Below are 23,651 nucleotides of genomic sequence, written 5' to 3' on the forward strand. Positions count from 1 at the left end.
GGGCGTTGCGCAATGCACGCACACGATCGCCGCGCCTGGTTAGAATGCATATCCCGCCACACCGGATACGCCAATGTCCTGGACACTCCCCGATCGCGGAATGCTGCTCGCGCTCGCCGAAGACGGCGCCCTGACGCCGCGGCAGCTCGAACAGGCCGCGGCCGTCGCGCCCCTCGCGCCCGTGCGCGACGAATGGCTGGCCGGTGCCGACCGCGTGCTCGCGGTCGCCGGCGCCATCCTGCTCGCGGCCGGCCTGATCTTCTTCTTCGCCTGGAACTGGGACGCGCTGCACCGCTTCGCCAAGCTCGGCATCGCCATCGCCGCGCTTGCCGCGTGCACGGGCACCGCGCTCGCGGCCCCGCCCTTCGGCACCGTCTGGCGTGCCGCGCTGCTCGCGGCCAGCCTTGCCACCGGCGCCCTGCTCGCGCTGATCGGGCAGACCTACCAGAGCGGCGCGGACATCTGGGAACTGTTCGTCGCGTGGGCCGCACTGATGACGCCCTTCGCGCTGCTCGCACGCTCGTCGGCGAGCTGGCTGCTGTGGCTCGTCGTCGCCAATGCGGGGCTGCTGCGCTACCTGTCGGAATCCTGGTGGTCGCGCTTCATCGGCGCGCTCGGCGAGGCGGAGTCACTACTCGCGATCGCCGCGTTCAACGCCGCCGTATTGCTCGCCTTCGAATTCGGCGGCCATCGGCTGCTCGCCGCGCCGCGCCGACACATCAACCGCGTCGCCGGCCTCGGCGTGCTCGCGCCGCTCGCGCTCGGCGCGGGCCTGAGCTGGTGGGACGCCGATTTTCGCGCCGCGGGGCTCGCCTTCGCCGTCGTCGCGATCGCCTTCGCGCATGCCTACCTCGCCCACCGGCGCGACGTGCCGATGCTCGCGCAGACCGCATTCGCGACGATCGCCGTCGCCACGTCTGCGGTGATCCGCGTGATGCCGCACGACGTCGGATTCCTCACGATCAACCTCATCGCGGCGTTCGTGATCGCGAGCACCGGCGTCGCCGGCGTGTGGCTGACCCGCCTCTACCGCGAAGGACGCAATCCATGAACGCCGCACCTTCCTCCCCGCTCCTCGAGCGCCTCGGCGCCGCCGGCATCATCGACGCCACGCAGCTCGCCGCCCTGCAGGATACGGCGCGGGTGCCGTGGTGGCTCGCGCTGCTGCTCGGCTTCGCGGCGTGGATCGCGGCCCTGATGATCATGTCGTCGTTCTTCGTTCCCCTCCTCGCCTTCGGCAACGGCCCCGTGGCGCGCGCCTTCGGCGGCATCGTGCTGGCCGCGGCGAGCCTCTTCCTGCTGCCCCGGCGCAAGCCCTTCACCGACCAGATGGGCCTGGCGTTCTCGCTCGCCGGCCAGGCGCTGTTCGTCTCCGCCTTCGCCGACCGCTTCTTCGACCTGCTCGAGGGCACCGACGTGCTCGCGCTCGCGGCGCTGGCCGCCGGCCTCGCGATGGCCGCCGTGCCCTCGTCCGGCGTGCACCGCAGCGCGTGCGTGCTGATCGCGCTGTCCAGCCTGGCGTGGCTGATCGGCCCCGGCACCGGGCTCGCGCTCTTCGGCATCGCGCTCGCCGGCGCCGCCGTGGCGCTGTGGCTCGCCCGTCCGGCGTGGTCCGCCCATCCGCGGGCGCCGCTGATCAAGGCGGCCGCCCATGCGCTGACGCTCGCCGCGTTGATCCTCGCCCCCTACGGCCATGCGCATTCGGCGCTGACGGTGCTCGAAGAGGCGCTCACCGGCTACCAGACCGGCTTCGTGCTGCCGGTCTATCGCATCGGCGCCGCGCTCGTGCTCCTCGCGACGACGGCATGGCTGTGCCGCGACGCCGCCGCGTTGCGCCTGCCGGCACTCGGCGGCGCGCTGCTCTTCGCTCTTGCCGCCCACCCCGCGCCCGGCCTGCTGGTGGCGGTCGCCGTGCTGCTCGCGGTCTTCCATGCCAGCCATCGCCCCTGGATCGCGATGACGCTGGTGTTCGCGACGCTCTACCTCGGCGAGCTCTACTACAGCCTGCAGGACACGCTGCTGATGAAATCCCTCGCACTGATCGCCAGCGGCGCGGTGCTGCTCGCATTGCGCACGCTGCTGCGCGCCCGCACGCGGAGGACGGCATGAACGCGAAATCCCTGCGCGCCGCGCTCGCCGCGGCCTTCGTGCTGGTGACGGCGGCGGCGCTGTACGCCGTGCGCGACAACGAGCGCACCCTCGCCGACGGGCGCGTCGTGCTGGTGCACCTCGCGCCGGTCGATCCGCGCTCGCTGATGCAGGGCGACTACATGGCGCTGCGCTACGCGATCGACAACGAGATCCTGCGCAGCGACGGCGAGGGCCACTATGCCCACCTCGCCGTCGACGCGGAAGGACGCGCGAGCCTGGTCGGGATCGGCGACCGCCTGCCGGACGATCCGGCGCTGGTCGCGATGAAGCTGCGTTCGCGCGACGGCCGCGAAACGATCGGACCGAACGCCTTCTTCTTCCAGGAAGGCCGTGCCGGCGACTTCAGCGCCGCGCAGTGGGGCGAGTTCCGCGTCGATGCGAACGGCAAGGCGCTACTCACGCACCTGCGCGGCGAAGACCTCGTGCGGCTCGGCGAGAACCGCCGCTGAGCGGCCGCTTCCGTTATCGTGCACGGCATGACACGGCCCCTCCGCTCCATCGCGCGCCTGCTCGCCGGCCTCGCCCTCGCCTCGCTCGCGGGCGCAACGCCGGCTGCCGACACGCCGGCGCTGCCGGCGCTCGGGGCCAGCCTCGCGCAGCTCACGGTCTCGGGCGTCTCGTCCGGCGGCTACATGGCGGTACAGTTCCAGGTTGCCCATTCCGCGCTGGTGACGGGCGCCGGCATCCTCGCCGCCGGCCCCTACGCGTGCGCGACCGGCAGCATGTGGCGCGCGCTCAACAACTGCATGAGCCCCGGCACCGGCGCGCGTACCCCGGGCGCCGAGCAGACGCTCGCGCGGGTGCGCGAGGAAGCCGAAGCGGGCAGCATCGACCCGCCCGCGGGCCTGCGCGACGACCGGGTGTGGGTGTTCAGCGGCGGCGCGGACCGCACCGTCGAGCGTCCCGTGGTGGAAGCGCTGCTCGATTTCTACCGGCGCGTGCTGCCCGGCGACGCGATCCGCTTCGTCGAGGTCGGCGAGGCCGGTCACGCGATGATGTCGGTCGCGGACCCGCAGCCGAACGCCTGCGAGACATCGGAACCGCCCTTCATCAACCGCTGCGGCGACCTCGACGCCGCGGGCGAGCTGCTCGCGCATCTGGTCGGGCCGCTCGCGCCGCGCAGTGCGGCTCCGGCCGGCGAGATGCTCGCCTTCGACCAGCGACCGTTCACGGGCGCCGCCCCGATCGAGCTGAGTCTCGCCGACCGTGGATATGCGTACGTGCCGGCCGCCTGCCGCGAAGGCGGCTGCCGCGTGCATGTGGTCTTCCATGGCTGCCGCCAGGGCGAGGCGCAGATCGGCCGCCGCTTCGTGGACGGCGCCGGCTACAATGAATGGGCCGACAGCAACCGGCTGATCGTGCTGTATCCGCAGGTCCGGCCGCGCAGCGGCTTCGCCTGGGGATCGCTGCGCTGGGTGTACAACCCGAAGGGCTGCTGGGACTGGTGGGGTTACGCGGACCCGGATTACGCGACTCGTAACGGCGGACAGATCAGGGCGGTGCGCGCGATGCTCGAGCGCCTCGCCGCCCCGCTGCCGCCCCGGCCGGAGCGCTGAACGACATGGATGCCCACGAGCTGCTCGGCCTCGCGCCGGGCGCCAGCGCGCATGAGATCAAGCGGTCCTTCCGCCGCCTGGCGATGCTGTGGCATCCCGACCGCAACCCCGACCCGCACGCGCTGGAGCACTTCAAGGCCCTGCGTGCCGCCTACGAACGCCTGCTCGCCGAACTGAATTCGCCCCCCCCGGACGGCGACGCGCCGGACGAGGACGACGGAGATGTCGAGGCCGGGGCCGCCACGCCGCGCGGCGCGGACCGCCGCCAGGACCTCACGCTGACGATCGAAGCGGCGTTCTTCGGCGGCGAACGCACGGTCGAGCTGGAAGGCGACGGCGAATGCGGCACCTGCGCCGGCAGCGGCGAGGAAGTCCTGCGCCACACGCGGCTGTGTGCGAGCTGCCACGGCACCGGCCGCATGCACGGCCGCCACGGGCTGGCCCCATGCAGGCACTGCGCCGGACGGGGCTATGTGAGCAAGCAGGCCTGCCCGAGCTGCCACGGCAGCGGCCGGCAGCGCACGCTGCGGCCGGTGATCGTGCACCTGCCCGCGGGCATGCTCGACGGCGAAGAAGTGCGCGTCGACAGCGCCGGCGACCCCTCGCCTGACCTGCCGCCCGGCGATCTGGTGCTGCGTATCCGGCTCCTGCCCCACGATCTGTACCGCCTCGAGGGCCGCAATCTGGTGCTGGAGCGCCCGGTCAGCGCGCTGCGCCTGCTGGCCGGCGGCGAGCTGGCGATTCCGTTGCCCGCCGGCACGCGCACCCTCAAGCTGGAGCCGGGCGCGGCGACGATGCGGACGCTGCGCGTCGCCGGTGCGGGCTTCCCGGGGCGCATGGGAAAGGCCGCGGGGGACCTGATCGTGCATCTGCAACCGCGGCTTCCCGAGGCCCCGGACGCCGCGATGCGCAGCCTGCTCGAGCAGCTCGACGCCCTCGCCGCGGCGAATCATTCCCGCCACCTGCCGGATGTGGCACTCTGGGAAGCACGCTGGCTCGGCGACCAGGCGGAAGAGCCCTGAAGCTCCCGCGCCCGCGGCGCCTGCACCACCTCCGGCCGGATGCCACGCCCGGCCCCTCACCTGACCCCTGATCCATGATTCTCGATATCGATTTCGTTTCCGACTTCGTCTGCCCCTGGTGCTTCCTCGGCAAGACGCGTCTCGCCCGCGCGCTCGAACAGGTCCGCGACAACCATCCCGAGCTCGAAGTGCGCGTGAACTGGCTGCCGTTCTTCCTCAATCCGGACACCCCTGCCGCGGGCGAGCCGTACCGGCCCTTCCTCGAGGCGAAATTCGGCGGACGCCGCGGTGCCGACGAGGTGCTCGCACGCGTCGTCGAGGCGGCCGCTCCGGACGGCCTGCAGTTCGCCTTCGACCGCATCGCGACGCGCCCCCACACGCTGCTCGCCCACCGCCTGACCTACCGCGCGCAGTCGCAGGGCCATACGGCAGCACAGATCAATGCCCTCGGCGAGGCCCTGTTCGCCGCGCACTTCCAGCAGGGGCGCGACATCGGCGACATCGCGACGCTGGTCGACATTGCCGTGGAGACGGCCGGCGATCGACGCGAGGACGTCGAGGCCTACCTGGAGGGCGACGAGGACGCCGCGACGGTCAAACGCATGGCGGCGCAATTGCAGAAGCAGGGGGTCAACGGCGTGCCCTTCTTCATCTTCAACCGCCGCCTCGCGGTCTCGGGCGCGCAGACGTCCGCGGCGCTGGGCGCGGCAGTGCTGCAGTCGATCCAGAACGCCTGAGCCGCGGCACGCCCCGCTCAGTGCGCGGGCGTGGGCGGCGCCGCCGCGGGGTGCACCGGCAGCACCTGCGGCGGCAGCGCCGGCGTGCCGTCCGGATTCACGCTGTGGCAGCGGTAGCAGTTGCGGTGCGTGATGAAGGCGACGCGGTCGTGGCACTTGCCGCAGAACTGGCCGCGGAAGATGTCCTCCATGCGGATCTGCGTGCTGCCGGCCTTTTCCGCGAACGGGTCGGGGTGGCAGTTCTTGCAGTCCAGCCACTCGGTATGCGCGCGGTGCGGGAAGCGCACGTTGGGCATCTGCTTGGTGTTGCGCAGGATCACGTCCAGGTCGAGCGGCGGCTCGCGGTCCTTGCCGTCGATGCGCTGGCGCGGCTTGATCAGCCCCTGGCGCAGCGCGTTCATCCAGTCGACCTTGCCGTCGCGGTCGCGCGGCAGGTCGCCCAGCGCCTCGTCGGCGCGCTGCAGGCGCTCGTAGGCCGGACTGGTGGGATCGTAGAACTCGTCGGTCGCGCGTTGCCGGCCGACCGCACGCGCAGCCGCTGCGGTCGTCGCGGCCGGCACCTCTTCCTCCGCAGGCGGCACTTCCACCGTCTTCAGGGCCGCGCCGGCATGCGGAACCCCCGCGTACAGGACGACCGCGACCAACAGGCCACCCAGACGACGCACGATATTTTTTCCCATCAGCTCAACATCCCCACCCAACTTCGCCCCACCCGACTACGGGTGATGCATGCAAGTTCGGCACCCGGCCGCGCGCCGCGCTGTCGCGCGGAGCGCATTCTGCCTCGTCCGCAGCCCAGCCGCCACCCTGCGGCTCGCCACGCTTGCGCCTTCGCGGCGGCCCGGCCACGCCGGCGCGTTCCCATAGTCGGCGACACGCGACAGTGGATTCCCGCAATCGGGAATGCAGGCGCTCTGCCGGCCGTCCGCTCTATACTCGATGCATGTCCCGGATGCAGCGACGGCGCATCCGGATGACACCCCGATCGTTGAACCGCATGGGAAACTGCCACGCATGAGAACCGCCCTGTACCGCCTCTTCACGACCACGCTGCTCGCCGTCGGCCTCGCCGCGGGCGGCGCGTGGGCCGAGCCGCTGGCCGAGGTGTCGACCGTCTGGAAGCTGATCGGCCCGAACCACAAGATCGTCGTCGAAGCCTACGACGACCCGATCGTCGAAGGCATCACCTGCTACGTATCGCGCGCCAAGACCGGCGGCCTGTCGGGCGCTTTCGGACTCGCCGAGGACGTCGCCGAGGCATCCATCGCCTGCCGCCAGGTGGGCCCGGTGCGCATCACGAAACCGCTGCCGCCCAAGGAGGAGGTGTTTTCGGAGCGCCAGTCCATCCTGTTCAAGCGCCTGCAGGTCGTGCGCATGGTCGACGTGAAGCGCAACGTGCTGGTGTATCTGACCTACTCGGACAAGATCATCGAGGGCAGCCCGCAGAACAGCGTCACGGCCGTCGCGGTCGATCGCGGCACGCCGATCCCGATGCGCTGAAACGACAAGGGGGCCGCGCTTGCGCGCGGGCCCCCTTGTCGCATGCCGCGACCTGCATGGGCAGGCCGCGGGTCCGGCTTACTTGTTCACGCGCACCGCGCTCGCAAACACGATCTGGTCGAACTTGCGGTTCAGCGAGGTGCTGGTGAAGTTCGTCATTACCATGCCGTCGCCCCAGCTCACCTTGTCGCCCGCCTGCGCCTGCGTGACCGGCGCGGCAACCCACACGATGTTGCCGTTCTGCTGCACTTCCAGATAGGTGTAGCCACCGCCGGTCAGAACGCTCTTGACCTCGCCGCTGCTGCCGGCGGGCGCTGCGGCCTGGGCTGCAGGCTGGGCGGCGCCCATCGGCGGATGCGCCCCGCCCGCGGTGCCGGCCATCGGCTGGGTGCCATGCGGTGCGACGCCGGTCGGCGCGGCGCCGGCGGGACCCCAGGCGTTCACGAACAGGATGCGATCGAAGGTGCGACCCAGCGACTTCGACGCGAAATTGGTCATCACGGCCGAATCGCCCCACTGCACGGTGTCGCCGACCTGCACCGAGATCTGGCCGCCGGCGATCCACACCTTCTCGCCGTTAGCCTGCTCGACTTCGGCATAGGAGTAGCCACCGCCCTGCAGCAGCTGCAGGATCTTGCCGGAATTCGGGGCCGCGGCGGACACGGCCGCGGGAACAGCCGGCGCTGCGGCCTGAGGCGCCGGACTGGCGGGCGCGGCAGCCTCTTCTTTCTTCGAACACGCGGCAAGGCCGACCGAGGCGGCCACAGCGACCAACAACCAGGGCTTCACAGGATTTTCTCCGTAAATGTCACGACCGACTGGCCGCGAAACTGTGAATTTTAGCACGCAAAAACCAGTCCACCAGAACCCGCAGCGGTGGCCACGACGCTGCCCGCTTCGGGCAAGGTCGTCCATCGCGACACTGCATCGGCGCCTGCCGCCGTCCCTGCGCCGTGCGATAATTCACATTCGGGCAATACGGACCGATCAGTGTATCGGTCGCCCGCAGGCAGTTGCGGTCTGGGTACCGCATCGTTCGTTCGACGGAGCGCCACGGCGTTCGCGTCTTGCAAATCCCGGCGGCTTCCGCACCGGGATGGATGTGGCGTCGCGTGCACGCACGCGGTCACGAGAGAATCGGGAGAGGATTCATGTTCGATCCGCATTGTGCCGGACGCCGGCGCGTGCTCGCCTCCATCGGGGGGCTGGTCGCGGCCGCCTTCGCGCCGCCGGCCTTGGCGCTGCCGGGCAATTCACGCACGCAGCTGCCCGGCGAGCGACTGGAAACGCTGGCACAGCTGCCGCCTGCGCCGCCGGCCCTGCGCCGGGCGCTGGAGCCTCTGCGCGGCAAGTCCGTGCTGGTCAATTTCTGGGCGACGTGGTGCGAGCCCTGCCGCACCGAGATGCCGGCGCTCGTCAGCCTCGCTGAATCGGAACCGGGCCTTGCGCTGGTGACGATCGCGGTCGCCGACCGCGCGGACGACGTACGCCGCTTCTTCGACGACCACCTCGTCGATCCCCCGCTCGTGAACGACCCGGAACAGGTCATCTCGCGCGCCTGGGACGTCCGCTACCTGCCCACGACCGTGCTGCTGGACGCCGCCCACCAGCCCCTGCTGCGCGCGCGCGGCGAACTCGATTGGCATCACGACAGCGTACGCGCGCGCATCCGCAGCGCGGCAACCGCCACCCGCCCGACCAGAACCTGAAGCGAAGAGACGATCGATCATGAACCGCAGAAACTTCCTCAAGACCTCGACGATTGCCGCCGGCCTCGCGCTGCCGACATGGAGCCGCGCAGCCGCCCCCGCCGCGCCCGCCTTCACGCCCCGCGCGGAGAACGGCTGGCGGGTGTTCGAACTCGTCACGCGCGTCGAACCCGTCGCCAGCGACGGCCCGACCCAGGTGTGGATCCCGCTGCCGGCCGTGGCGCAGACGGACTGGAGCCGTCCGATGGGCAACCTGTGGAGCGGCAACGCGACCGGCATGTACATCGCGACCGACCCGGTGTACGGCGCGGCGATGCTGCACGCGGTCTGGCCCGAGGCAAGCGCGGCGCCGGCGATCGAGATCGTCAGCCGCTGCGCGACGCGCGATCGCGCCGTCGACCTCGCCCACGGCGGCCGCATGCCCAGGCTGGCCGCCGCCGAACGCGCGCTGTACACCCGCGCGACGGCGATGCTGCCGACCGACGGCATCGTGCTCGACACCGCGCGCGAGATCACGCGCGGGGCAAAAAGCGACGAGGACAAGGCGCGCGCGATCTACGACTGGATCGTCACGAACACCTTCCGCAATCCGAAGACGCGCGGCTGCGGGCTCGGCGACATCCGCGCGATGCTGGAGACGGGCGACCTCTCCGGCAAGTGCGCCGACCTCAACGCGCTGTACGTCGGCCTCGCGCGCGCGGTGGGTGTGCCGGCGCGCGACGTGTATGGCGTCCGCGTCGCCGACTCGCGCTACGGCTACAAGAGCCTGGGCAAGAGCGGCGACGTGTCGAAGGCGCAGCACTGCCGCGCCGAGGTATGGCTGGAGCACGCCGGCTGGGTGCCGGTCGACCCCGCCGACGTGCGCAAGGTCGCACTCGAAGAGCCGCCCGGCGGACTGCCGCTGGCCGACCCCAAGGTCGTCGCCGCGCGCAATACGCTGTTCGGCGCGTGGGAGATGAACTGGCTCGCGTACAACTTCGGCCACGACATCCGCCTGCCCGGCAGCGACGGCCCCGAGGCCCCCTTCCTGATGTATCCGCAGGGCGAGAACCGCGACGGACGCTTCGACAGCCTGGACCCGGCGAACTTCCGCTACACGCTGACGTCGCGCGAGATCACCGCCGGCTGAGCCCGCTGCGATGACGCAGGCCCGGCACGTGACCGCCGGGCTTGCTATCATCGGCGGGATGAAAGCTTCCCACTGCGAGCAGCTCGACATCCGCGGGCTGCGCTACAACGTCCGCCACTGGGGCGCCGCGGACGCCCCGGCCGTATTCTTCCTGCACGGCTGGATGGATAACTCCGCGACCTTCCAGTTCCTCGTCGATGCGCTTGCGCACGAATGGCACGTGATCGCGCCCGACTGGCGCGGCTACGGCGCGAGCGAGTGGCTCGGCCGCCCGTACTGGTTCCCCGACTACTACGGCGACCTCGACGCACTGCTCGCGCACTTTTCCCCGGACCGCCCGGCACGCATCGTCGGACACAGCATGGGCGCGGCGATCTCGTCGACGTATGCGGGCGTGCGCCCCGAACGCGTCGCGCAGCTCGTGATGATGGACTTCCTCGGCCTCAGCGCCACGACCGAACAGGATGCGCCCGGGCAGCTCGCCGGCTGGCTCGACAGCCTGCGCAAGGAACAGCCGGTGCGCGGCTATCCCGATCACGACGCCTTCGCCCGCCGGCTGCAACTCGCCAATCCGCGACTGAGCGACGCGCGTGCGGACTTCCTCGCACGCAACGTCTCGCACACGCTGCCCGACGGCCGGGTGACGATGGCCGGCGACCCGTGGCACAAGGTGGCGGCGCCGGTGCGTTACCAAGCCGGCGACGTGATGGCCTCCTGGCGCGGCATCCGGGCGCCGGTGCTGATGCTGCTGGCCGACAAGGGCTACGTGGCCGAGCGCTTCGCCGACGCGCCCGCGGAGATCGAGCGCCGCCTCGCGTGTTTCGCGGACCTGCGGCGCGTGACGATCACCGATTCCGGCCACAACCTGCAGCACGACCAGCCGGAGCAGGTGGCGGTGGCGATCGAGGCCTTCCTCGCGCGCGACTGACTAGCGCATCTCGCCGCGCAGTCCGGCGATCGCCGCCTGCAGGCTTTCGGGCGTCGCCGCGTCGGGCGCGAAGGGAGTGCCGCCGACCAGCTCGATGCGGCTGAACAGCCCGCGGCGCAACGGCCGGCTCAGCGCGGGGCCGTCCTTGCGGCTGAAGCTGCTGCCCCACAGGCCGCGCAGCGCCACCGGCACGACCGGCACCGGGGTGCGCTCGACGATGCGGCGGATACCGGGGCGGAACGGCTTCAGCTCGCCGTCGTCGGTGATGCGCCCTTCCGGGAATATGCCTACCAGTTCGCCGGCTTCGAGCGCCCGCGCGACCTCTTCGAAGGCGCGCTCCATCATCGCCGCATCCTCCTTCGCCGGCGCGATCGGGATCGCCCGGCTGGAGCGGAACACGAAGGACAGGATCGGCCAGCGGAAGATTTGGTGATCCATGACGAAGCGGATCGGGCGGCGCGACGCGGCCGTGATCACCAGCGCATCGACGAAGCTGACGTGGTTGGCGACGATCAGCGCCGGCCCCTCTTCCGGGATGTGCTCGACGCCCTTCACGCGCAGGCGATAGACCGTGTGCACGAGCAGCCACACGATGAAGCGCACGAGGAATTCGGGCACCAGCGTGTAGATGTAGACCGCCACCGCGGCGTTGAGCACGGCGGTGATCAGGATCAGCTGCGGGATCGTGAAGCCGGCGGCGAGCAGGCCCGCGCCGAGCCCCGCGGCGACGACCATGAAGGCGGCGTTGAGGATGTTGTTGCCGGCGATGATGCGCGAGCGGTGCGCGGGTTCCGAGCGCGCCTGCACCAGCGCGTACAGCGGCACGATGAAGAAACCGCCGAACACGCCGATCATCACGAGGTCGAAGAGCGCGCGCCACGTCACCGGATCGGCCAGCACGGCCGCAAGCGGCAGGGCCTCGCCGGCGTGCGCGGCGACCGGACTGGTCCACCACAGGTCGAAGGCGAATATGGACAGGCCGATCGAGCCGAAGGGCACGAGGCCGATCTCGACGTGCTTGCCGGAGAGCTTCTCGCACAACAGGGAGCCGACGCCGATGCCGACCGAGAACAGCGCCAGCAGCAGCGTCACCGCATGCTCGTCGCCGCCCAGCACGTCCTTCGCGTAGCCGGGGAACTGCGACAGGAACAGCGCGCCGTAGAACCAGAACCACGAGATGCCGAGGATGGACAGGAACACGGTGCGATTGCCGCGCGTGAAGCCGATGTTGCGCCAGGTCTCGGTGAGCGGATTCCAGTTGATCCGCAGTGTCGGATCGGCCGCCGGCGCGACAGGAATCGCGCGGCTCGTCAGGTAGCCCGCCACCGCGACCGCCAGCACCGCCGCCGACAGCCATGCCGCGCCACCCGGCAGCGCGATCGTCACGCCGCCGGCGATCGTGCCGAGCAGGATCGCGATGAAGGTGCCGGCCTCGACCAGCGCGTTGCCGCCGACGAGTTCCTCCTCGCGCAGATACACCGGCAGCACCGCGTATTTCACGGGCCCGAAGATCGTCGAATGCAGGCCCATCAGGAACAGCGCGGCGAACAGCAGCGCCAGCGAGTCGAGCGCGAAGGCCACCGTCGCGAGCGCCATCACGCCGATCTCGAACAGCTTCACGAAGCGGATCAGGCGCGTCTTCTCGAACTTGTCGGCGAGCTGGCCGGAGGTCGCCGAGAACAGGAAGAAAGGCAGGATGAACAGCCCCGCGGCAAGGTTCACCAGCACCCCGGGCGGCAGCGTCGTGTAGCGCGCCGCCTGGAAGGTGATCAACACCACGAGCGCGTTCTTGTACAGGTTGTCGTTGAAGGCGCCGAGGAACTGGGTGAGGAAGAAGGGCAGGAAGCGCCGCTCGCCCATCAGCTTGAATTGCGAACTCATGTCGGGTCCGATGCGGAAATTGGCTGCAAGTATACGGGGCGGGCTCAGGCGGCCTGCGCCCAGTGTTTGAGCGTGACGTAATCGATCTTGCCGGTGCCCAGCAGCGGCAGCGCCTCGACCGGCACGATCTTGCGCGGCACCGCCAGCTCGGGCACACCGAAGTCGCGCGCCGCGGCGAGCAGGCGGTCGCGGGTGAGGCCGCGGTCGCTCGTGAACAGCACCAGCGCCTCGCCCTTCGCGGCGTCGGCCTGGGTGGAGGCGGCATGCTGGGCGGCCGGCACGGTCGCGGCGGCGAGCTTCTCGACCGCCTCCAGGCTCACCATCTCGCCGGCGATCTTCGCGAAGCGCTTGACCCGGCCGACGATGCGCACGAAGCCGTCGTCGTCGATATCGACGACGTCGCCGGTCTCGTACCAGCCCTCGCCCGCGCTCGACGCCGGCGGCTGCAGCACGCCCGGCTGGTCGACCTTGAGGTAGCCGCTCATCAGGTTGGGGCCGGACACGTGCAACATGCCGCCCTGCTCGATCCCCGGCACCCGCACGAGGTGCGCCTGCAGGCCGGGCAGGAACTGGCCGACGGTGCCGCTGCGGTAGGCCATCGGCGTGTTCACCGCCATCACCGGCGCCGTCTCGGTGGCGCCGTAGCCTTCGAAGATGCGGATGCCGAAGCGCTCGAACCACAGCTGGCGCACCGGCTCGGCGAGCTTCTCGGCGCCGGCGATGACGTAGCGCAGGCGGTAGAAGTCGTAGGGGTGGGCGAAGCGCGCGTAGTTCGCAAGGAAGGTGCTGGTGCCCAGCAGCACGCTGCAGCCGCGATCGTAGGCGAGCTCGGGGATCACGCGGTAGTGCAGCGGGCTGGGGTAGAGGAACACGTTCGCGCCGGAGAGCACCGGCAGCAGCCCGCCCGCGGTGAGGCCGAAGGAGTGGAACAGCGGCAGCGCGTTGAGGATCTTGTCGTCCACCGAGAAATCGACCACCGCGCGGATCTGCGCGATGTTCGCGAGCAGCGCGCGGTGCGACAGCACGACCCCTTTGGGCTTGCCCTCGGAGCCGGACGTGAACAGGATCACCGCCGCATCCTCGGGCGCGCCGATCGAGGTCGCCGCGCGCGGGAAACGGATCGCCCACAGCATCAGCCACAGCTTGTCGGCGAGGCCCATGCCGGCGCGCAGGTCTTCGAGATACACGACGCGCACGTCGGCACCCCAATCGGCGAGCGCCGCGAGCTTGTCGCCGAGCTTGGCCTGCTCGACGAAGGCGCGCGAGGTGAGGATAGTGCGGATCTGCGCCGCGGTGCACGCGGCCTGCATGCCGTCGGCACCGGCGGTGTAGTTGAGCATCGCGGGGGTGCGGCGAAACGCGCTCAGGCCGAAGACCAGCGCCAGGGTCGGCGCGAGGTTGGGCAGCAGGATGCCGACGTTCTCATTGGGCGCGGATTCCTTCGCGACGAGGCGGCCCAGCGCGAGCGCCATCTTGAGGAGGTCGCAGTAGGAATACTCCTCCTGCTTGAGGTCCTCGACCAGGCGACGCGAACGGCCGTGGATGGTCGCGACGTCGAGCAGCGCCTCGAACAGCGTCTGCTGCGGGCGGCTGGCGAAGATCATCTCCTGCATGATGCGGCGCATCGCGTCGCCGGCCTTGCGGCGACGCTCGCGCGCGGTCGGCGCGACCGGCACGTCGATGCGCGTGACCGGGTGGATCGTCAGCGTGAGCTGCGGCAGGAGCCGGCGCGGGAAGCGCCCGCCCATGCGGGAAAAATAGGTGCGCGCGGCGCCGTCGATCTTTACCGGCAGGATCGTCGCGCCGCTGCGCGCGGCGACGAAAGCGGGGCCGTCGTAGGTCTTCATCAGGCTGCCGGTGGTGGTGATGCGCCCTTCGGGGAAGATCACGACCGGACGGCCGGACTCGAGCAGGCGCACGACCTTCTTCATCGCCATCGGGCTCGTCGGATCGACGGCGAGATAATCGACCAGCGACAGCATCAGGCGGAACCAGCGGTTCCGGGCGACGCCGGTATGCACGACGAACACCGGGTCGAGCGGCAGGAAGAGGCCCAGCAGCAGGCCGTCGAGGAAGGATTCGTGGTTGGCGATCACGAGCAGGCGGGCGGCGTCGGACGGCGCGCCGCCGCTCACGCGCACACGGAACAGCAGGCGGGCAAGGGTGCGCAGCAGGGGTTTCAGGAGCGATCGGAGCATGGTCGGATATCGTCGTTCGGGTTTCGGGAATGCGGATCGGCGCGAGCGGGGCCAGTATGCAGACGTCAGCGCGCGGCCGCGTCGGGCCACGGCACGTCGGGGCGCTTCATGTCGCGGAAGGCCGCCATCAGCCACGAGCGCATGCCGATGACGATGGTGTAGGGGCGGCGGTCGGTGGGCGCGAGCTTCTGGTCGGCGATGTGCTGCTGCGCGAAGTCCTGGCCGACGCGCGCGAGGCGCTCGCGGAAGGAGTGCGCCAGCCCGCGCCCGATCTGGCCATGCACGACCATCAGCATCTCGGATTCGCCGTCGAAGCCGCCGGCGAAGTAGTCGTCGATCACCTCGCCGCGGAAGTACTCCATCACCGGTCCGTGCGGGCGCCAGCGGAAGCCCTTGGCGACCTTGAGATGGTAGCGGTTGCCGGGACGCAGGTCGATGATGCCCAGGCGGTCGAGCTGGGCGAGGTGTTTCACGACCTCGGCCTCGCCGAGCTGGTAGGTCGCGACGATCTGCTCGGCGCTCCAGTGGCTCAGGCAGCAGATCGCGACCAGCAGCAGCTTGCGGTCGCCGACAACGGCCTTCTCCTGCGCCAGCGACAGCTCTTCGAGCAGCGGCTCATTCTCGGCCACGCGGCGCGCGAGGTCGGCGAAATCCAGGTTCAGCGCACGGCAGATCGCGTCGATGCGCGACAGCGGCATGTCGCCGCTGGCGGAAAACATGCGCTTGACGCTGGATTCGGCCATGCCGAGGTGTTCGGCCAGCGCGGCATAGGTCAGGCCGGCGGCCTTCAGTTCGGTCTTCAGCGTGGCGACGAGGTCGGCGGTGGTGCTCATGGTCGGGGGTCGGTCCGGGAACTGGCGTCCAGATTATCCGCATGGCGTGAGCGGTGCGAGCGCATGTCATCAAGTATCGCATGACGATACCTCCGGCGCATCGCGACCGTACCCGATATCGCGTCGCGCTGCCGTGCGGGCGCGGGACCGGGCGGAATGCACCGGTTCGGGGTGGGCAGCCCGCGGCATTCCCCGTTTCGGGATCGATGCTCGGGCAAGCGGATCACGCCGCGCTGCGCCGGACCGCGCGCGGACGGCGCGCTTCGAGCGGAGAGCCGCGCCCCGAGCGGTTCTTCGCGGTCCGCTAAAGAAATTGCAAATCAGGCCGTTAGCACTAGTGTGGTCGCTTGTGGACGGCACGGCTGTTGCTTGATTACCATCACGCTGTCCGGACCGCCGGACTCACCGTCAAACCGCTTTTCCGGGGATCGTTGCATGAAGAAGATTACGTGCCTCTTGACCGCAGTGCTCGCAGGCACCTTCAGCTTCGCATCTGCCGGGGAGTTCGACACGACCGTCGATATGCGCGCGACCAGCGCGACGACTTTCTCAGTCGAGGGCCGCATCGAGGGACTCGGGACGGTCGACCTGATGGTGGATACCGGCTCCGGCTACATGACGATCAACGAGGAGATGCTGGCGCAGCTCGAGGCGGCGGGCCGGGCGCGCTATGTGAAGGACTTGCGTGGCAGGCTCGCGAACGGCAACGAGCTGACCGTGCCGGTGTACATGATCGAGGCCGTCAGCATCGGCGGCGGATGCTGGCTCAAGGACGTCGAGGCCGCGGTCTTTCCCGGGGCAACGCGCCCGATCCTGGGCCTCAGCGCGCTGCAGCGTGCGGCGCCTTTCATCTTCTCGTTCGAGCCGCCGCGCCTCGTCCTCAGCAACTGTCTCACGACCGCGGGCAGCCCCTCGTCGGGCGACGTCGCGGACCTCGCGGCCTTCGACAAGTAACGAAAGAAAGCCGGCGCGCCCCGCGGGCGGCCGGCCTTCCTGCGGCGGACGCACGTCGTCCGCCGTCGCGCCGTCTTGAAGCGTCTACGGCGTGAACTGCTGCGTTTCGGGATAGAACGCGTTGGCATCCGGCGCGCCGCCGGTACTGCGGCGATCCCATCCGCGCTCGCTGCTCCGCATCTCGCGGCGCGGTGCGGCCCTGTCCGGTACCGTCTCGAACGCCGAGAATTCGCTGATCGGCTGGTCCATCGGCCGCACTTCGACATACTGCTCGTCGCGGTACGCCGGGCTGGACCGCAGTTCGTCCGCAGTCGCGCTCAGGCGCAGCTTGCCGCCCTCGTAGCGCATGCGGTCGAGCGGCACCGTGAACTCCCTGTCACCGACGCCCATCACGCCGCCTGAGGAAATCACCGCGTGGATGTTCTTGTCCTGACGGCTCTGGACGACCTTCTTCACCGAACCGATCTGCTCACCGTTGGTCCCGATAACCTCGGTGCCGCGCAGCTGGCTCGGTGTCATCGTCTGCAACCGTCCCGAGGTGCCCATCTGCGAGTGCATCTGCTGCTGGGTCTGCCCCTCCTTGTACGAGTCCGCCGCAGCCCCGATCGGAACCGCACCGAGCGTTGCGATGGCGACGGCGAGCAAGGACTTCCGTGTCATGGATCTCATGGCATTCTCCTGATTGTTGGCACTTATCTGAGAATCTCGTCCCCGTCGGGAACGAGTGCCTGGATCGATCCGCCACCCCGGCGGCCGCGTTGCCCTGTTGGGGAAGGAATCGGTCGCGGCGAGCAGATCGACAGATATGTTCGAACGCCCTGCCGCTTGCCGAGTTCCGGCGAGAAAGCGCCCGCGACGACCCGGGCCGTCGCGGCAGGCACGCCCGGAAGGCTCCTCGCGCCGCGGCGAAGACGTGCAACGGCGGCGTAAGCGACTGATCGGATTGAAGTTTTGCGTTCGCCAGGGCCAGCCCGGCACGGGGACGGTCGATCCGATCCGTGCCCGGAACCGGCAGGAGTAACAGTGTGTTAACTGCCGCCGAGCGGCTGCCGGCGTGCCTACATCGCCGCCTTGCCGCGCGCGAGCAGCCCCCTGATCGTCTCCTGCAGGTCCGCCGGCAGCACGACGACCTTGGCGCTCTCGGACGAGCCCATGCGTTCCAGCGATGCAATGTACTTCTCGCCCAGCATGTACATCATCGGGCCGGCCTGGTCGCCGATGGCGGCGGCGACGCGGCGGATCGCTTCGGCGGAGGCTTCGGCGAGCATGACCTGGGCGTTGGCGTCGCGCTTGGCGGATTCGAGACGCGCTTCGGCCTCGAGGATCGCGGCCTGCTTGGCGCCTTCGGCCTTGGTCACTGCGGCCTTCCTTTCGCGCTCGGCGGCGGCCTGCATTTCCATCGCGCGCTGCATCGACTCGGACGGCTTGATGTCCTGGATCTCGACCGATTTCACCGTGAGGCCCCAGTCGACCGCCTCGTCGGCGATGCTCTCGCGCAGGCGCGCCTTGATCTTGTCGCGAGAGGACAGGGCCTCGTCGAGTTCCATCTCGCCGACGATGGAGCGCAGCGTCGTCATGATCAGGTTGCGGATCGCCTCGGCGAAGTCGGTGACGCCGTACACCGCCTTCACCGGGTCGGTGACCTTGATGAAGGCGATGGCGTTGGTGACGATCACGGCGTTGTCGCGCGTGATGACTTCCTGCTCCTGCACGTCGAGGATGATGTCCTTGGTGACGAGCTTGTAGGCGATGCGGTCGAGGTAGGGAATGATGATGTTGAGGCCGGGCTTGAGCGTGCCGTTGTACTTGCCGAGACGCTCGACAATCCATTCCTCGCCCTGCGGCAGGATGCGCACACCCTTGGCAAGGGTGACGACGACGAAGATGAGTACCGCGACGACGAAGATGAAGCTACCGCTCATGAGATCTCCTCAGGCTTTGACGACTTTCAGGAAACTGCCCTCGACGGCGACGACGCGCACGCGTTCGCCGGCGGCAATCGGTTTTTCGGCGAGGCACACCCATTCCTCGGCACCCAGCAGCGGTCGCTGAAAGCGCACCTTGCCGCGCTGGAAGGGGGCGACCGCGCCGACCAGCAGGCCGACTTCGCCGATCACCTCGCCCGCGGAGGTGCCGATGCGGGTCTTGTGGAAGCTGGGCTTGAACACGCGGAACCACAGCACGACCATGACCAGCGACAGGGCGGTCCAGGTGGCGATCTGGGCGGTGAGCGACAGTTCGGGCGCGACGAGCAGCACGAGCGCCATCGCCAGCCCCGCGATGCCGAACCAGATCAGGAAGAAGGACGGCAGCGCCAGCTCGGCCAGGATCAGCGCGATGCCGACAACGGTCCAGTGCCACCATTCGATATTCATAGACTCCTCCTCGGTGCCGATTGTAGCGGGATGTCATGGGCCTGTCCGCAGGTCGGGACCAGAGCGAGGCGACAGATGTGCACGATGCCACGCAGCTGCGCACAAAGCGGGGCGCGAGGTAGTTGACCGCGCCGCCGTTTTTCACCAGACTGTTCAGCGCGCATCAGTCATCGCGTGGCGTTTCGAGCTTGAAGTCCTTTGGTACTCAGTCCGTCATTCCCCGATCGCGATTGTCGCAACTTTGGGCAAACGCCCCTTATGTAAACTTTGATTTGGGAAATTCAGACATGGCAACTGGTACCGTCAAGTGGTTCAACGACGCCAAGGGCTTCGGCTTCATCACCCCGGACAACGGTGGCGAGGATCTCTTCGCGCACTTCTCCGCGATCCAGGGCTCGGGTTTCAAGAGCCTGACCGAAGGCCAGAAGGTTCAGTTCGACGAGACCTCGGGCCCGAAGGGCAAGCAGGCCGGCAACATCCGCCCGCTGTAATCCGCCTCGCGGCAGGATTCGAATGAGGAAGGCCCGGCACTGCCGGGCCTTTTTCTTTGTGCGCGCCGGGCGCACAGGCGCGGCGCTCAGCGCGTGAGCTGGAAGGGCGACACGGTTGGCGCCGGGCGCGGTGCGCGGGCGGCGTCGATCACGCTCTGGCGCGGGTCGATGGCGACCACCGGGGCGCCGGTCGGCCCCGGTTTCACATTCGCACCGGCCTGCGCGGCCGTGGTGCTGAAGGCGCGTTCGGCGACGAACTGCCAGTCCGCATAGCTTTCCATCCCTTCGAACTCCGACCACTCGGGCGGGAAGCGGCCACGCTTGAGCGGCGTGTCGCGCGACTGGCTGAAGACGCCGACGATGCCGCCGTCGGTGCCGCGGATCAGCCCCCAGTCGGTGCTGCGCGTGATGGGATCGGCGTACAGGCGGCGCAGGTAGTGGCGCGGCGTCGGGCTGCGCTGGTCGGTGAGCAGATCCTCCAGCCGTTGCGGGAAGCGCTTCACGTCCGGCGAGCTCTCGTAGTACAGGCGCAGCGCGCGCGCGTATTGCGAGCCGACCCACAGCAGCTCGCGTTCACGAGCGCGCAGGCTGGCCGTGGACCACAGCTGCATGGTGCCCACCAGCGCCAGCGACATCAGCACCACCAGCACCAGCGCGCCGATGTAGGTGAAGCCGCGCTCGCAATGGCGTGCGTCCGCCGGCATGGCTACCACTCCGCGTAGGGTGTCCCGTCGCGCGCGTTGCCCTCGGCGCCGCTGCGCACGTCGCCCACCGTGCCGCTCGCGCCGCCCTGCGGCGGCACGATCACCCAGCTGTCGTTGCGCTGCGTGATCGGGTCGGTCGGGACGCTGCGCAGGTAGCGCTTGTCCACGAGCCCCTGCAGCGAGTCGGGATAGGCGCCGGTGTCACCGTAGTAGTGGTCCACCGCGTCGCGCATCACCGCGAGGGTCTGGCGCAGCGCGGTGTCCTCGGACTTCTCCAGGCTGCCGAAATAGCGCGGCGCGGCGATCGCGAGCAGGGTCGCGATGATGGACAGCACGACCAACAGTTCGATCAGCGTGAAGCCGGCGCGTGATTGGTGCGGGGTATCCATCGCGGGTCTCACCACTGGCGGTAGGGCACGCCGTTCATCCCCTCGCCGGTCGCGAGCGAGAAGACGTCGAAGACGTCGGCGCCGGCGCGCGGGTTGTCGGGCGGGCTGTCGTAGGCGCGCAGGCCCCAGGTCTCCTCGGGCGGCAGCTCGGGGGCGGCGAAGGGGTCGCGCGGGATGCTGCGCAGGAAGTAGATGCGCTTGCCTTCGGCGTCGCGCGCGTCGCGCACGCCGTCGACCAGCACGCGCAGCGTCGGCGGGTAGCCGCTGGCGTCGGCGAGCTTCTCGATCTGGCCGGCGTCGGCCGCGAGCTTGTAGGTGTCGATGGCGTCGCGGATGCGGTACAGCGCGCCCTTCAGCTCCTGCTCCTTGCCGCGGCGCACGACGGTCTCGGTGAGCGGCGCGGCGATGCTGGCGAGCAGCGCGACGATCGCCACCGTGATGACGACCTCGACGAGGGAGAAGCCGCGCGCGCGCCGCATCGTCCGTCCTCAGGGCCTCGCGCCGAGCGCGAGCGCCGCAGGCAGCGGGATGGACACCGGGCGGTTGCCCTCGCCGAAGGCCGACACGCTGGTCACCTTGAGCTCGGCCGGGGCGGTGCTGCCGGGCAGCGCGACCACGCGCAGGCGCATCAGCGCGCCGTCGCCGCGCGCGCCCTGCGGCGCCGAACGCGACAGCGCGACGAACATGCGTCCGCTCTTGTCGTCGATGCGCGGCGCGAAGGAGGTGATGGCGCCGTCGGCATTCATGACGTCGCCCTCGGTCACGGCGACGACGCACAGCGCGGCCGGGTCGTAGGCGAACTGCACGGTCGCGGTGCTGAGCGGCTGGGTGACGTTGGCGCGCAGGATCACGTCGGTCTCCTCGCCGGGCTTCAGGCCGGCGGGCGCGGTCCACGACAGCGTCGCGGCGGCGGGGGAGGCGGCCGCGGCGGGCACGTCGCTGCCGGCGCTGGCGGGCGGCGCGAGCGCGGCCACCGCCGCCGGCGCGGGTGCGGCCGCGGGGGCGATGGCGTCGCGCGTCATGGCGCTCGCGGGCGCCGGCGCGGCCCCCACCACCGGGGCGGTCGTGGTCATGCGCAGCATGGTGTCGGTGCGCGCCTTCAGCACCGCCTCGGTGCCCGACGGGTACTCGATGTCGTAGGGGTTCATGTAGGGCATGTTGCGCACGATGCGCGGGGTGATCGACAGTACCAGCTCGGATTTGCCGATGGAGTCCTTGTTGCTGCCGAAGAGCCGCCCGAGGCCGGGGATGTCGCCGAGGCCGGGGATGCGGTTGCCGGAGACGTCGTGGTCGTTGCGCATCAGGCCGGCGAGGACCTGCGTCTCGCCGTCCTTCAGGCGCAGCGAGGTGGCGGCGTTGCGCGTGTCGACCTGCACGGGGATGGTGCCGTTCTTGGTCGGCGTCTGCGCGGTGGCCTTGCTGACCTCGAGGCCGATCTTGATCAGCACCTCGTCGTTGAGATGCACGGTGGGCTCGACCTCGAGCTTGAGGCCGACCTCGAGGTACTGGATGCTCTCGGTGATCACCGGGCCCTGCGTCGAGGGCGTCGAGGTGGCGCTCACCACCGGCACGCGCTGGCCGATGTGGATGCGCGCCTTCTCCTTGTTGCTGACGCGGATCACCGGGTTCGCCAGCGTGTTCACGTCGCTGTCGTTGGCATTGATGCGCAGCTCCGGCGAGGGGCCGATGGTGATGCGGTCGCGGTCGATGCCGCGGTACTGGCTGAGCGTTCCCGGCGGGCCGCCGAGGTCCGGGCGCAGGATGCCGAAGGTGCTGGGCCACTGCAGGCCGAGGTCGAGGATGCGCTGGCGCGACACTTCCATGACCTCGACTTCGAGCACCACCTCGGGCTCCGGCAGGCCCTGCGTGGTCAAGAGCTTCTCGGCGAGGCGGATGGCGTCGGGGGTGTCGCGCATCGTCAGCGTGTTGAGGCGCTCGTCGATGAACACGTCCTTGGTCTTGAGCAGGGTCTTGACCATGTTCATCGCGGTCTTGGCGTCGGTGTTGGCGAGGTGGAAGGTGCGGATCGTCAGGTCGAGGTAGTCGCGCTGCTTCTGCGGCGTGTCGGGGTAGATCATCACGGTGTTGTCGCTGATGATCTTCTGCTGCAGCTGGTTCTGCAGCAGCAGCAACTCGACCGCCTGCTCGACCGGCACCTGGCGCACGAACAGGGTCGCCTTGAGGTCGGGCTTGACGTCCTTGTCGAACAGGAAGTTGATGCCGGCGTTGCGCGACAGCACCTCGAAGATCTGCTTGAGGTTGCCGTCGCGGAATTCCAGCGTCACCGGCGCGGACATCTTCGAGCGCAGCTGCGGGTAGGGCGTGACGTTGCTCGCGCGCATGTCCTCGATCTCGCGCTTGAGCGCGAGCGCGGCGTCGTTGCGCGGGTCGAGCGCGAGCACCGGGCGTACGAGGCGGTCGGCGCCGTCGGGGTCGCCGCGACGCAGCGCGGCCTGGGCCTGGCGCACCGTCTCGCCGGCGTTGCGCAGCTGGTCGAGCTGGCGCAGGGCCTCGCGTGCGCGTTCGTTGGCGGGGTCGAGCGCGAGCACGCGCTCGAAGCCGCGCGTGGCGGCGTTGTGGTCGCGCATCAGGCGCGCGCGCTCGGCGGTGGCCAGCAGCGCGGCGATGACGCGCGCGCGCTGCGTCGTCTGCGCCATGTTCGTCGCGGCATCGCGCGGCTGCTCGCGCACGGCCTGGTCGAGCTTGGCGAGGCCTTCCTCGTAGCGCCCCTCGTCGATCAGCTGCGTGCCCTCGCGCTGCAGCGCATCGGTGGCACAGCCCGCAAGCCATGACGCCAGCAACAGGAGCGCAACCCGGGGTGCGGCACGGCGGAGCAGCTTGTCCAGCATCATGGCTTGCTTCCCACTGGCAGGGTCTGGATCATGTTCAGAGGAAGGTAGACGAACGTCATGGTGGTGTCGGTGATGCTTTTCACTTTGTAACTGCCGTCCAGCACGTCGCCTTCGGTGACGGTGTAGGGGCGGTCGCCGCGCACGAGGAAGATGCGCACGCTGTGGCCGTCGGCGAGCTTGCCGAGATATTCGTAAGGGATGGGCGGCGCCGTCGGCGCCGGAGGCGGGGGCGGGGGGGCCGC

The 23,651-nt window shown here is 69.8% G+C and carries 24 protein-coding genes and 1 pseudogene; 12 read left to right on the forward strand and 13 right to left on the reverse strand.

What is annotated here, in order from left to right:
• Nucleotides 1-73 precede the first annotated feature (73 nt).
• The 6 genes from GPA27_RS15400 to GPA27_RS15425 all read left to right on the forward strand — a co-directional run bounded on the left by GPA27_RS15400 (nt 74) and on the right by GPA27_RS15425 (nt 5,466).
• Nucleotides 74-1,051 (forward strand): DUF2157 domain-containing protein, encoded by a 978-nt coding sequence (locus tag GPA27_RS15400; protein WP_169141453.1) that lies wholly within the window; start codon nt 74-76, stop codon nt 1,049-1,051.
• Nucleotides 1,048-2,109: a DUF4401 domain-containing protein gene (locus GPA27_RS15405; RefSeq protein WP_169141454.1), complete on the forward strand. Its 1,062-nt coding sequence runs from the start codon at nt 1,048-1,050 to the stop codon at nt 2,107-2,109. Before GPA27_RS15400 ends, GPA27_RS15405 begins: the two co-directional genes overlap by 4 nt.
• Nucleotides 2,106-2,600: a GDYXXLXY domain-containing protein gene (locus tag GPA27_RS15410; protein WP_169141455.1), complete on the forward strand. Its 495-nt coding sequence runs from the start codon at nt 2,106-2,108 to the stop codon at nt 2,598-2,600. The genes GPA27_RS15405 and GPA27_RS15410 overlap by 4 nt, the downstream gene beginning before the upstream one ends.
• A 27-nt stretch (nt 2,601-2,627) precedes the next feature.
• Nucleotides 2,628-3,707 carry an extracellular catalytic domain type 2 short-chain-length polyhydroxyalkanoate depolymerase gene (locus GPA27_RS15415; RefSeq protein ID WP_169141456.1) on the forward strand — a complete coding sequence of 360 codons (1,080 nt, stop codon included), beginning with the start codon at nt 2,628-2,630 and terminating at the stop codon, nt 3,705-3,707.
• Between the two features lie 5 nt (nt 3,708-3,712).
• Entirely contained in the window at nt 3,713-4,729 is a 1,017-nt protein-coding gene (locus GPA27_RS15420) for a DnaJ C-terminal domain-containing protein (RefSeq protein WP_169141457.1), read from the forward strand.
• A 74-nt stretch (nt 4,730-4,803) separates the two neighbouring features.
• Nucleotides 4,804-5,466 (forward strand): DsbA family oxidoreductase, encoded by a 663-nt coding sequence (locus GPA27_RS15425; RefSeq protein WP_169141458.1) that lies wholly within the window; start codon nt 4,804-4,806, stop codon nt 5,464-5,466.
• 17 nt (nt 5,467-5,483) lie between these two features.
• Here GPA27_RS15425 and GPA27_RS15430 read toward each other — a convergent pair whose 3' ends face one another.
• Entirely contained in the window at nt 5,484-6,146 is a 663-nt protein-coding gene (locus tag GPA27_RS15430; protein WP_211165021.1) for a c(7)-type cytochrome triheme domain-containing protein, read from the reverse strand.
• Between the two features lie 334 nt (nt 6,147-6,480).
• Between GPA27_RS15430 and GPA27_RS15435 the strand changes: the two genes are divergently transcribed.
• A complete protein-coding gene (locus GPA27_RS15435) occupies nt 6,481-6,966 on the forward strand; it encodes a CreA family protein (protein ID WP_169141459.1) in 486 nt (161 codons plus the stop codon).
• 78 nt (nt 6,967-7,044) lie between these two features.
• Here the strand turns inward: GPA27_RS15435 and GPA27_RS15440 are convergent, their stop codons facing one another.
• A complete protein-coding gene (locus GPA27_RS15440) occupies nt 7,045-7,755 on the reverse strand; it encodes a hypothetical protein (protein WP_256222975.1) in 711 nt (236 codons plus the stop codon).
• Nucleotides 7,756-8,117: 362 nt separating this feature from the next.
• Here GPA27_RS15440 and GPA27_RS15445 point away from each other — a divergent pair, with 362 nt between their 5' ends.
• From GPA27_RS15445 to GPA27_RS15455, 3 genes are read left to right on the forward strand one after another with little or no spacing between them, the layout of a single operon-like run.
• Nucleotides 8,118-8,675, forward strand: coding sequence for a TlpA family protein disulfide reductase (locus tag GPA27_RS15445; protein WP_169141460.1), 558 nt, complete (start codon nt 8,118-8,120; stop codon nt 8,673-8,675).
• A 19-nt stretch (nt 8,676-8,694) separates the two neighbouring features.
• A complete protein-coding gene (locus tag GPA27_RS15450; protein WP_169141461.1) occupies nt 8,695-9,804 on the forward strand; it encodes a transglutaminase-like domain-containing protein in 1,110 nt (369 codons plus the stop codon).
• A 58-nt stretch (nt 9,805-9,862) separates the two neighbouring features.
• Nucleotides 9,863-10,732: an alpha/beta fold hydrolase gene (locus GPA27_RS15455; protein WP_169141462.1), complete on the forward strand. Its 870-nt coding sequence runs from the start codon at nt 9,863-9,865 to the stop codon at nt 10,730-10,732.
• On the opposite strand, the gene GPA27_RS15460 is transcribed toward GPA27_RS15455, so the two are convergent.
• The 3 genes from GPA27_RS15460 to GPA27_RS15470 form a co-directional block, all read right to left on the reverse strand.
• Complete coding sequence (locus GPA27_RS15460) at nt 10,733-12,613, reverse strand: MFS transporter (protein WP_169141463.1); 1,881 nt, start codon at nt 12,611-12,613, stop codon at nt 10,733-10,735. It lies immediately after the preceding gene.
• Between the two features lie 44 nt (nt 12,614-12,657).
• Complete coding sequence (aas, locus tag GPA27_RS15465; protein ID WP_169141464.1) at nt 12,658-14,811, reverse strand: bifunctional acyl-ACP--phospholipid O-acyltransferase/long-chain-fatty-acid--ACP ligase; 2,154 nt, start codon at nt 14,809-14,811, stop codon at nt 12,658-12,660.
• Nucleotides 14,812-14,876: 65 nt separating this feature from the next.
• Nucleotides 14,877-15,644, reverse strand: a complete 768-nt coding sequence (locus GPA27_RS15470) for a helix-turn-helix domain-containing protein (protein WP_169141465.1) — start codon at nt 15,642-15,644, stop codon at nt 14,877-14,879.
• Nucleotides 15,645-16,079: 435 nt separating this feature from the next.
• On the opposite strand from GPA27_RS15470, the gene GPA27_RS15475 reads away from it, so the two are divergent.
• Entirely contained in the window at nt 16,080-16,598 is a 519-nt protein-coding gene (locus GPA27_RS15475) for a retropepsin-like aspartic protease (protein ID WP_169141466.1), read from the forward strand.
• Between the two features lie 84 nt (nt 16,599-16,682).
• Here GPA27_RS15475 and GPA27_RS15480 read toward each other — a convergent pair whose 3' ends face one another.
• From GPA27_RS15480 to GPA27_RS15490, 3 genes are all read right to left on the reverse strand, one after another.
• Nucleotides 16,683-17,267, reverse strand: coding sequence for a PRC-barrel domain-containing protein (locus GPA27_RS15480; protein ID WP_169141467.1), 585 nt, complete (start codon nt 17,265-17,267; stop codon nt 16,683-16,685).
• Nucleotides 17,268-17,656: 389 nt separating this feature from the next.
• Complete coding sequence (locus tag GPA27_RS15485) at nt 17,657-18,520, reverse strand: SPFH domain-containing protein (RefSeq protein WP_169141468.1); 864 nt, start codon at nt 18,518-18,520, stop codon at nt 17,657-17,659.
• 9 nt (nt 18,521-18,529) lie between these two features.
• Nucleotides 18,530-18,973, reverse strand: coding sequence for an NfeD family protein (locus GPA27_RS15490; protein ID WP_169141469.1), 444 nt, complete (start codon nt 18,971-18,973; stop codon nt 18,530-18,532).
• Between the two features lie 287 nt (nt 18,974-19,260).
• Between GPA27_RS15490 and GPA27_RS15495 the strand changes: the two genes are divergently transcribed.
• The gene (locus GPA27_RS15495) at nt 19,261-19,464 is read left to right on the forward strand and encodes a cold-shock protein (protein ID WP_169141470.1); all 204 of its coding nucleotides are present in this window, start codon (nt 19,261-19,263) and stop codon (nt 19,462-19,464) included.
• Between the two features lie 86 nt (nt 19,465-19,550).
• Here GPA27_RS15495 and GPA27_RS15500 read toward each other — a convergent pair whose 3' ends face one another.
• From GPA27_RS15500 to GPA27_RS15520, 5 genes and pseudogenes are all read right to left on the reverse strand, one after another.
• Complete coding sequence (locus GPA27_RS15500) at nt 19,551-20,168, reverse strand: type II secretion system protein (protein ID WP_211165022.1); 618 nt, start codon at nt 20,166-20,168, stop codon at nt 19,551-19,553.
• A 2-nt stretch (nt 20,169-20,170) separates the two neighbouring features.
• On the reverse strand, nt 20,171-20,557 hold the full coding sequence (locus GPA27_RS15505; RefSeq protein WP_169141471.1) for a type II secretion system protein: 387 nt from the start codon (nt 20,555-20,557) through the stop codon (nt 20,171-20,173).
• Nucleotides 20,558-20,565: 8 nt separating this feature from the next.
• Nucleotides 20,566-21,036 carry a type II secretion system protein gene (locus GPA27_RS15510; RefSeq protein WP_169141472.1) on the reverse strand — a complete coding sequence of 157 codons (471 nt, stop codon included), beginning with the start codon at nt 21,034-21,036 and terminating at the stop codon, nt 20,566-20,568.
• Nucleotides 21,037-21,045: 9 nt separating this feature from the next.
• The gene (locus GPA27_RS15515; RefSeq protein ID WP_211165023.1) at nt 21,046-23,409 is read right to left on the reverse strand and encodes a secretin GspD/PilQ domain-containing protein; all 2,364 of its coding nucleotides are present in this window, start codon (nt 23,407-23,409) and stop codon (nt 21,046-21,048) included.
• A pseudogene (locus GPA27_RS15520) lies at nt 23,406-23,651 on the reverse strand (secretion system X translation initiation factor); the annotation flags it as partial. The gene GPA27_RS15515 and the pseudogene GPA27_RS15520, both read right to left, overlap by 4 nt.

This window comes from Aromatoleum toluolicum, assembly GCF_012911005.2.
Taxonomy (GTDB): domain Bacteria; phylum Pseudomonadota; class Gammaproteobacteria; order Burkholderiales; family Rhodocyclaceae; genus Aromatoleum; species Aromatoleum toluolicum.

Excerpts from the sequence above, each read along its gene's own strand:
- GPA27_RS15415 (WP_169141456.1), top strand. The coding sequence starts at position 2,628 with ATGACACGGCCCCTCCGCTCCATCGCGCGCCTGCTCGCCGGCCTCGCC.
- GPA27_RS15470 (WP_169141465.1), bottom strand. The coding sequence starts at position 15,644 with ATGAGCACCACCGCCGACCTCGTCGCCACGCTGAAGACCGAACTGAAG.
- GPA27_RS15445 (WP_169141460.1), top strand. The coding sequence starts at position 8,118 with ATGTTCGATCCGCATTGTGCCGGACGCCGGCGCGTGCTCGCCTCCATC.
- GPA27_RS15435 (WP_169141459.1), top strand. The coding sequence starts at position 6,481 with ATGAGAACCGCCCTGTACCGCCTCTTCACGACCACGCTGCTCGCCGTC.
- GPA27_RS15475 (WP_169141466.1), top strand. The coding sequence starts at position 16,080 with ATGAAGAAGATTACGTGCCTCTTGACCGCAGTGCTCGCAGGCACCTTC.
- aas (WP_169141464.1), bottom strand. The coding sequence starts at position 14,811 with ATGCTCCGATCGCTCCTGAAACCCCTGCTGCGCACCCTTGCCCGCCTG.
- GPA27_RS15430 (WP_211165021.1), bottom strand. The coding sequence starts at position 6,146 with ATGGGAAAAAATATCGTGCGTCGTCTGGGTGGCCTGTTGGTCGCGGTC.
- GPA27_RS15505 (WP_169141471.1), bottom strand. The coding sequence starts at position 20,557 with ATGGATACCCCGCACCAATCACGCGCCGGCTTCACGCTGATCGAACTG.
- GPA27_RS15425 (WP_169141458.1), top strand. The coding sequence starts at position 4,804 with ATGATTCTCGATATCGATTTCGTTTCCGACTTCGTCTGCCCCTGGTGC.
- GPA27_RS15500 (WP_211165022.1), bottom strand. The coding sequence starts at position 20,168 with ATGCCGGCGGACGCACGCCATTGCGAGCGCGGCTTCACCTACATCGGC.
- GPA27_RS15450 (WP_169141461.1), top strand. The coding sequence starts at position 8,695 with ATGAACCGCAGAAACTTCCTCAAGACCTCGACGATTGCCGCCGGCCTC.
- GPA27_RS15490 (WP_169141469.1), bottom strand. The coding sequence starts at position 18,973 with ATGAATATCGAATGGTGGCACTGGACCGTTGTCGGCATCGCGCTGATC.
- GPA27_RS15515 (WP_211165023.1), bottom strand. The coding sequence starts at position 23,409 with ATGATGCTGGACAAGCTGCTCCGCCGTGCCGCACCCCGGGTTGCGCTC.
- GPA27_RS15460 (WP_169141463.1), bottom strand. The coding sequence starts at position 12,613 with ATGAGTTCGCAATTCAAGCTGATGGGCGAGCGGCGCTTCCTGCCCTTC.
- GPA27_RS15405 (WP_169141454.1), top strand. The coding sequence starts at position 1,048 with ATGAACGCCGCACCTTCCTCCCCGCTCCTCGAGCGCCTCGGCGCCGCC.
- GPA27_RS15455 (WP_169141462.1), top strand. The coding sequence starts at position 9,863 with ATGAAAGCTTCCCACTGCGAGCAGCTCGACATCCGCGGGCTGCGCTAC.
- GPA27_RS15410 (WP_169141455.1), top strand. The coding sequence starts at position 2,106 with ATGAACGCGAAATCCCTGCGCGCCGCGCTCGCCGCGGCCTTCGTGCTG.
- GPA27_RS15495 (WP_169141470.1), top strand. The coding sequence starts at position 19,261 with ATGGCAACTGGTACCGTCAAGTGGTTCAACGACGCCAAGGGCTTCGGC.
- GPA27_RS15480 (WP_169141467.1), bottom strand. The coding sequence starts at position 17,267 with ATGAGATCCATGACACGGAAGTCCTTGCTCGCCGTCGCCATCGCAACG.
- GPA27_RS15420 (WP_169141457.1), top strand. The coding sequence starts at position 3,713 with ATGGATGCCCACGAGCTGCTCGGCCTCGCGCCGGGCGCCAGCGCGCAT.
- GPA27_RS15400 (WP_169141453.1), top strand. The coding sequence starts at position 74 with ATGTCCTGGACACTCCCCGATCGCGGAATGCTGCTCGCGCTCGCCGAA.
- GPA27_RS15485 (WP_169141468.1), bottom strand. The coding sequence starts at position 18,520 with ATGAGCGGTAGCTTCATCTTCGTCGTCGCGGTACTCATCTTCGTCGTC.
- GPA27_RS15510 (WP_169141472.1), bottom strand. The coding sequence starts at position 21,036 with ATGCGGCGCGCGCGCGGCTTCTCCCTCGTCGAGGTCGTCATCACGGTG.